Source organism: Bartonella sp. MR100HLJHH, assembly GCF_042194215.1.
Lineage (GTDB): Bacteria > Pseudomonadota > Alphaproteobacteria > Rhizobiales > Rhizobiaceae > Bartonella > Bartonella grahamii.
In genome coordinates this window covers 1-884 of sequence record NZ_JBHIMR010000086.1, presented here as the reverse complement: position 1 = coordinate 884, position 884 = coordinate 1, and the positions used below count along the sequence as shown (strand labels likewise).

Sequence of the window (884 nt, the reverse complement as noted above, 5' to 3'; positions counted from 1 at the left end):
GAATAACAGTCTTTACTTGAAGCTCAAGATTATATTACACGCAACACCTTAAAATTAAGAAGCATATAGAGTGTATGGTTGTTATTTAACAGTGTAAATGCAATCTTCAAAAGCGGGGGAAGTGATATGGTTTGCACAACTAATAAAGCAAGTATATACAGTACAGTCTATGCTTTTCTCTTAGATTTTAGAAGTATTATTCTTATCAAAAAATTAAAAAATTATTACGCGGTTGGCGATTTTTTCTGTGACGCTGATGATATGGTTCATTTTGTTGCTCACTTTGAGGGCACAATGAATGCATAGATTTTTTTTCACTTTTGTTTTTGCGGCTATTTTGTGCCTTTTTTCATGGGCAAGTTTAGCACAAAATATTCGTGAGAAAGCGATTAATCAATCAGAGAGCATCCAACGACAACAAACGCAAGAACAGCGTTTTCAACGATTGCACCGTAGAAACGAAACACATGGGGTATTTTTGCCAGATGATGATACCACATCTGCCTATGGTGCTTCGTCTGGTACAACCTGTTTGCTGATCAAAAGCATTGAATTTGTTGATGCTCAGTTGATTTCTCATACCGACCTTCATGAAGCCATTTCTCTTTGGGAAGGGCGGTGTTTGGGGATTGCCGAAATCAACAAAGTGCTCAAAGCGGTGACCAAGCTTTATATGAAGCGCGGCTATATTGCGGTGCGGGCTTATTTGCCTGAGCAAGATTTAAGCGGCGGTCATCTCAAGATTGTTGTAGTTGAAGGTGTGATGGAAGATATCACTCTGGATGGGCATAAAGTTGAGAGGAGACTTCAAGGAGAAATCACCACGGCTTTTCCAAACCTTATTGGGAAGCCGACCAATCTGCGCCAGATAGAGCAAGGGCTTG

General features: G+C 40.0%; 2 protein-coding genes. Both read left to right on the top strand.

The features are described 5' to 3' along the window. Positions 1–126: 126 nt before the first annotated feature. The gene (locus tag ACFIJ7_RS09660) at positions 127–306 is read left to right on the top strand and encodes a hypothetical protein (RefSeq protein ID WP_375645203.1); all 180 of its coding nucleotides are present in this window, start codon (positions 127–129) and stop codon (positions 304–306) included. Continuing rightward, the coding region (locus ACFIJ7_RS09655) for a POTRA domain-containing protein (RefSeq protein WP_375645202.1) at positions 299–884 on the top strand (586 nt) is incomplete at its 3' end. The genes ACFIJ7_RS09660 and ACFIJ7_RS09655, both read left to right, overlap by 8 nt.

Bases quoted from the DNA above. Each gene is read 5' to 3' on its own strand.
- ACFIJ7_RS09660 (WP_375645203.1), top strand. From the start codon at position 127: ATGGTTTGCACAACTAATAAAGCAAGTATATACAGTACAGTCTATGCT.